The organism is Methylobacterium sp. J-001 (assembly GCF_022829565.1).
GTDB lineage: Bacteria > Pseudomonadota > Alphaproteobacteria > Rhizobiales > Beijerinckiaceae > Methylobacterium.
The window spans coordinates 1-5,514 of the sequence record NZ_JAKSYN010000147.1 but is presented as its reverse complement, the minus strand read 5'-3'; the positions used below and the strand labels follow the sequence as shown (position 1 = coordinate 5,514).

Sequence of the window (5,514 nt, the reverse complement as noted above, 5' to 3'; positions counted from 1 at the left end):
AGCGCAAGTCTCTTCGTTGCGCTGCAAGCGTGCCACGGCTCCAGCCAGGCGTTCTTGCAAGAGCAGGCGGTTTGGCAGGCCGGTGAGTGGATCGAGACGCGCCAACTCGTCAGCACGCGCCTCGTTCGCCTTGCGGGCGCTAACATCCTCCAGTGTTGCGACCCATCCTTCACCCGCGACGGAACGGATCTCGACCTGCAGCGTGTGATCCTGGCCCGCCACCTCAAACGAAGCGGAGGTTTGGAGGTCGCGTGCGCCTCGCAGGGCCTCGAAGATTTCTTGCCGCGATTGCGAAGCGCCCGTGCACAGGGCGCGAAGCAATTGCCGTGACGATAGATTGCCGGCCCGCTCAATATTCATATTGTAGAGGAGGCGTTCAGCTGGGTCAGTACAGATAACGACCCGCCCGGAGGCATCGATCATCAATAGACCGTGCCGGATCACGTCGAGATACCGGTCCCAGGTATGAAGCGGAGCAGCACTCGGATCCAATCGGATCGTGAGTGGCACTACCTTGCGCTGTGCCGCGCCGAGGTGGTGCAGATCAGCGCTCATCGCACGAGGACCCTAGATTGAGGCTGCCGGGCAGCCCATGAGACAACGAACAGCACGTTTATAAGCACGAATGTTTAAATTAAGGTGCATAGCGAATAGGATTATTTGGTGTTCCTGCGCGTTAGGCGTCGAGACCAGAACAACCGTGGTTAAAAATTCATGAGGTTCAACGCGCAGATTTTATTTGTTCTGCAAATCGGACACGAAGCATCTTAAGATTTAAACTGATGTACTAACATCCGTTAGTTCGGGCGTATTTGGCTTGCCCTAAATATAGGACGCAAGCATTGATTTGTCCAGGTTGCATCCGTGACGATTTACAACCTATGCCGACCGCTGCTACCCGGCGCAGCTATTGCGTTACTGACCGCGTTACTGGCGCTCGGACCCGTCAAAGCTGATCTCCTCAGCGTCGTACGGATCGTGCTGCAGAAGGGTCAGCACTACGACCCCACCGACCTGTTCTTGCGTAAGGGCGACACCATCACCTTGGTCAACGGCGACGACAGCGCGGTGCACCACGCCTTTATCGAGGCCGATCGCTTCGCGTTCGACGCCGGCGACCAGGAACCCGGCAAGCAGACGACGCTGACCCTCAAGCAGCCCGGCGACTTCGTGATCGAGTGCGGCATCCACCCAAAGATGAAGCTCACCCTTCACGTGCAGTAGCCCGAGTTATTCTCCCAGAACGCTATCAGCCCGAATGGACCAGGTTCTTCGCGGCGGGATCGAATGCCACCGCCACGGGCCGGAATGCGCGCACGAGATCCGCGTCGAGCCGCCCCGCCATACCGTCCAGAATAGCGTAGGCCTGCGCCGCATCCATCGCTGCCTTGTACGGCCGACGCTCGATCAGTGCCGCGTGGATGTCACAGATCGTCACCAGCCGGACCAGGTCGGGGATCTCGGCTCCCCTCAGCCCGTCCGGGTAGCCCGAGCCGTCGAGCATCTCGTGGTGCGAGCGCACGACCGCGAGCAGGGACGCGTCGAAGCCACCGCCGGTGAGCATGGCGTACCCCTCTGCCGGATGGGTACGCATCACCGCCATCTCGGCCGGGTCGAGCTTGCCCGGCTTGTTCAGGATGGCAGTTGGGATCTTCGTCTTGCCGACGTCGTGGAGCAGAGCGGCTTTTGCGAGTCGGTGACGGTCGGCGGCACCAAAACCGAGGGTCCCGGAGAACGCTGCGGCGAGGCCGGCCACGAGCAGGCAGTGCTGATGAGTGACGTCGTCGAAGCGCTGGACTGCCTGCACCCAATCGTGGATGCCGACGTCTCGGATGGCCTGGATGATCAGCTCGGTGCCGGTGTCCGCTACCGCGATGGTGATTGCTCGGCCCGAGAAGAACGCCTTCGCGAAGAACTGTCTGGCTCGGACTGCCTGCCGTTCACCTGTCGCAATCGATCGGGTTTGCCCACTGATCTGGGCGAGCTTGTCGGTGACGAGGCGAGCCGAGGCGTTGACGGGGAGCGTCGCAGTCGCGCCCAGGATCCGGGCTTGGGCTTCGGCGCGGGCGACGTTGCCATGGACGAGGAAGAGATACGGCATGCCCTCGTCGCGCACCCGCTCTAGGATGCGGCGCATGAGCACGAGCGCCTCGGAGTTCAGGCCCTCCACATCGCTGACAATCAGGCCGGCGCCGCGGGACGGCGTCGCCTCGTCGTAAAGATCGTGGATCCGGCATGAACCGAACGCGCCGAGATCGCGGGCCAGACGTCGGCCGCGATGGATGTCGTCGGTGATCAGCAGAAGCTCGCCCATCGCCTATCCATCGTCTGTCGTCAGAGGATCACACGCTCGTTGAAGGTTAGCGGGCCGAACGGCATTCGGAACGCCACGCCGACGCCCTCGGGGGTATGGCGCACGACCGTCGCGTAGCGCTTGCCCACCGTCACCGTCGCACCGACCTGAGGCCTTCTGTCGAGGACTAGCGCGGCGCCTGTCATGGACAAGTCGATGACGAAGGCTTCGGCGGTGCGCGCGCCTTGCGACGCGATCCTGACATCGCGGTGTACTGGGACGATGCGAGCGGCCTTGCGCTGATCCTCGCGGTCGTCGGCACTGTGCATCCATTCCAGGCGCGCCTCGATCCGGGAACGGCGCTGGGCGTTGGCCACGAGTTGAAAGACGAAGCCACCGGGCCGCCCATAGAGCACGACGCCGTCGAGCATCCCGAGGTCATCGAGGTAGCAGATCACGTGCGCTCCAGCCTGAGGGAGGGGACCCTGTGTCAGGCGGCGCAGCTCGATGAAGTCAGTGGCGGATACGTCGGCGAGGCACTGAACGTCCTCACCACCAGACAGACAGTATCTACCCTTAGTTGTAATTCTAAATCGATCTAGCACGGAAATTGTCCCCGCATCCACTCAACGAAAAGTAGCAGGAAGTTGGTTTACAGCCCGTCTAAACCTCAGCGATCAATGTACTACCTTGATACATAATACTGTCGCTGTCAGGTCCAGGAAGCTCGCCTGATTTCAGCTCGGCAACTGATCTCACTGTATCTCGAGGGCGCATTGCATACGCGCAGCGCCGTTAGGTAAGGCATTGCGCAACGAGTGTTAGTTACATATTAATAGATCAGTCGACTGTCGCGAATGGTAATAAACGGACACAACTTCGATTATAGCGCTGTTGTTTTTATTGGATTATCAGATTCAAATATAACTTATGTGTGTTTGAAAACACCTAGAACGGCCAGGACCCCGGTTAATACATCGTTACTTACGCTGACCGGTTCGTAGCGTCCGGCACCGCTGGGGGCAGGGCGTCCAAGCCGCCGGAGTACCTCGCGCTCGAACGAAACGAAGTTCTCGATGCCGCCATTAGCGGCGCGCAAAGGTCGGCAGTCGATCTCAGCCCGGTACTTGGTGCCATCGCCGCGGTAGTTCGCGAGATAGCCGTGGAAGCGCTCGCCAGTTGCCAGAGCGCGGTGGAAGGCGTCGAGCGTCTCCCGGCGCGTCTGCTTGCCCTGCATGAACCGGGGGCTGAGCCCGATGATGTCGTCGAGTTCGCGCCCGACGAGACGGCCGAAGGCGGCGTTGGCGTAGCGGATAATGGGCCCAGGTGGCTCGATCATCGGATCGGTGACGACGATGCCGACGGTGGCATCGTGGGCGAATGCACGGATCAGTTCGAAGGCTGTCATCGCACGGCAACGCTGCAACTGTGCGGGAAGTGCACGAGCGCTATCCGCCGTCCACTCCCGCCGCCGCGCCGACCCTCACGCGACTGCCCGGCCGAGGCTTCACGGGTAGGACATGGGGAACTGTCCCGTACCTACCCGTCGTCGCGAGCCTACACGCTGTAGCCATCTTTTCGCTGAGCAGCCTGTTGCTCGCTCCAATTCAGTTTCAGCGCTATGGGCTAGGCCGTTATCGTCGCGGCAATTGTTCAAAGCCGTCGGCGGGGCCGAGCAGGAAGTGCCGTGTATGCCTAACACGTTTGGCCTCAACCGCACGCTAGGCAGTGCCATCGGCGTCATTGCGCTGGTGTCGATCCTGAGTAGCGGAGCGGTCCTAGCGACCCGCAACCAGTTGCAGGCGGCAACCGACGCTCTGGATCGCTCAAACCAAGTAGCCCGTGGCCTCGACGCCTTCCGCACTGCCATGCTCAACCAGGAGACCGGTTTGCGCGGCTACCTTATCACCGGACGCGAGAGCAGCCTGGAGCCCTACCGCTGGGGACGGCCGGCCCTGGATGAGACGATCACCCGGCTGAGGAGTTTGATCGGCAACGATGCCGAGCGATCGCGCCTCATGACTGACGCCGAGGCGGCCGCGCGCGCTTGGCAGACCGACATCGGCGAGACCGCTATACGAGGCGCGGCCAATCCTGCGACGCGACCGGAGGCGGTGCGTATTGAGGCAGAGGGCACGGGCAAGCAGTTCTTCGACACCATGCGCGGGAAGCTCGCCGCTATCGACACTTTAGAGGAACAGACTCGCGCGGCGCAGTCCGTTCGCGTCGCGCAGGCCGAGCGCAACGAGAGCCTCGCTCTATGGAGTGGCACCCTGCTCACACTTCTGATCTGCCTTGGGATCGGAACCGCCATCAACCGTCTGATCGTCCGGCCGCTGGTACGCGTCATGGGCTTCGTCGAGCATGTCGGCGAAGGCGACCTGTCGGGGACGCTCGGGCAAGGGGGGCACAACGAGATCGGCCGTTTGGGGCGCAGCCTCAACACGATGGTGTCGGGCCTGTCGGATCTCGCCCGGACCAACCGGTCGGCCACCGCCGACCTCAACGCCGCTGCCGCCGAGATCCGCGCCTCGGTCCAAGAGCAGGCGGCCTCGGTCGAGGAGCAATTCGCCGCCGTCCAGGAGACCGCGGCCACGGTGGACGAGATCACCCATTCCGGCGCGCAGATCGGCAAGCGCGCCACCGAGGTCATCGCCACCGCCCAGGCCACCGCGCAGACCTCCCGGCAGGGGCTGCGCGCGGTCTCCGACACCGCCAAGGCCATGGACGCGATCCGCGAACAGGCGGAAGCCGTGGCCGGCAACATCGTCAGCCTGTCGGAGAAGACCCAGACGATCGGCGACATCATCGAGACGGTCAACGACATCTCCGAGCGTACGCACCTGCTCGCGCTCAACGCCGCCATCGAGGCGGCGGCGGCCGGCGAGAGCGGGCGCAGCTTCGCGGTGGTGGCCTCGGAGATGAAGCTACTGGCCGATCAGGCCAAGGCGGCCACAGGCCAGGTCCGCGGGCTGCTGGGCGAGATCCAGCGGGGCATCAACACCTCGGTGATGCTCACCGAGGAGGCGGTGAAGCGCGCGGCTTCCGGCAAGATGCGCTCGGACACGACGCAGCGGACGATCGAGGAGATCACGGCGCGGGTGGAGGAGAACGTCCAGACGTTCCAGCAGATCGTGGCCTCGACCAACCAGCAGCAGCTCGGGATCGAGCAGGTGATGCAGGCGCTGCACAACATCCGGCAAGCGGGGCAGCAGAACGCC

The 5,514-nt window shown here is 62.8% G+C and carries 6 protein-coding genes; 2 read left to right on the top strand and 4 right to left on the bottom strand.

What is annotated here, in order from left to right:
- The coding region (locus tag MKK65_RS18815) for a PAS-domain containing protein (RefSeq protein ID WP_243959657.1) at nucleotides 1-555 on the bottom strand (555 nt) is incomplete at its 3' end.
- A 309-nt stretch (nucleotides 556-864) separates the two neighbouring features.
- On the opposite strand from MKK65_RS18815, the gene MKK65_RS18810 reads away from it, so the two are divergent.
- Entirely contained in the window at nucleotides 865-1,224 is a 360-nt protein-coding gene (locus MKK65_RS18810) for a hypothetical protein (protein WP_243959655.1), read from the top strand.
- A gap of 25 nt (nucleotides 1,225-1,249) precedes the next feature.
- Here the strand turns inward: MKK65_RS18810 and MKK65_RS18805 are convergent, their stop codons facing one another.
- The 3 genes from MKK65_RS18805 to MKK65_RS18795 all read right to left on the bottom strand — a co-directional run bounded on the left by MKK65_RS18805 (nucleotide 1,250) and on the right by MKK65_RS18795 (nucleotide 3,701).
- On the bottom strand, nucleotides 1,250-2,314 hold the full coding sequence (locus MKK65_RS18805) for an HD-GYP domain-containing protein (protein ID WP_243959653.1): 1,065 nt from the start codon (nucleotides 2,312-2,314) through the stop codon (nucleotides 1,250-1,252).
- Nucleotides 2,315-2,334: 20 nt separating this feature from the next.
- Entirely contained in the window at nucleotides 2,335-2,724 is a 390-nt protein-coding gene (locus MKK65_RS18800) for a PilZ domain-containing protein (protein ID WP_243959651.1), read from the bottom strand.
- Nucleotides 2,725-3,221: 497 nt separating this feature from the next.
- Nucleotides 3,222-3,701 carry a PAS domain-containing protein gene (locus MKK65_RS18795; RefSeq protein ID WP_243959649.1) on the bottom strand — a complete coding sequence of 160 codons (480 nt, stop codon included), beginning with the start codon at nucleotides 3,699-3,701 and terminating at the stop codon, nucleotides 3,222-3,224.
- 283 nt (nucleotides 3,702-3,984) lie between these two features.
- Between MKK65_RS18795 and MKK65_RS18790 the strand changes: the two genes are divergently transcribed.
- On the top strand, nucleotides 3,985-5,514 hold a 1,530-nt coding region (locus MKK65_RS18790; protein WP_243959647.1), incomplete at its 3' end, for a methyl-accepting chemotaxis protein.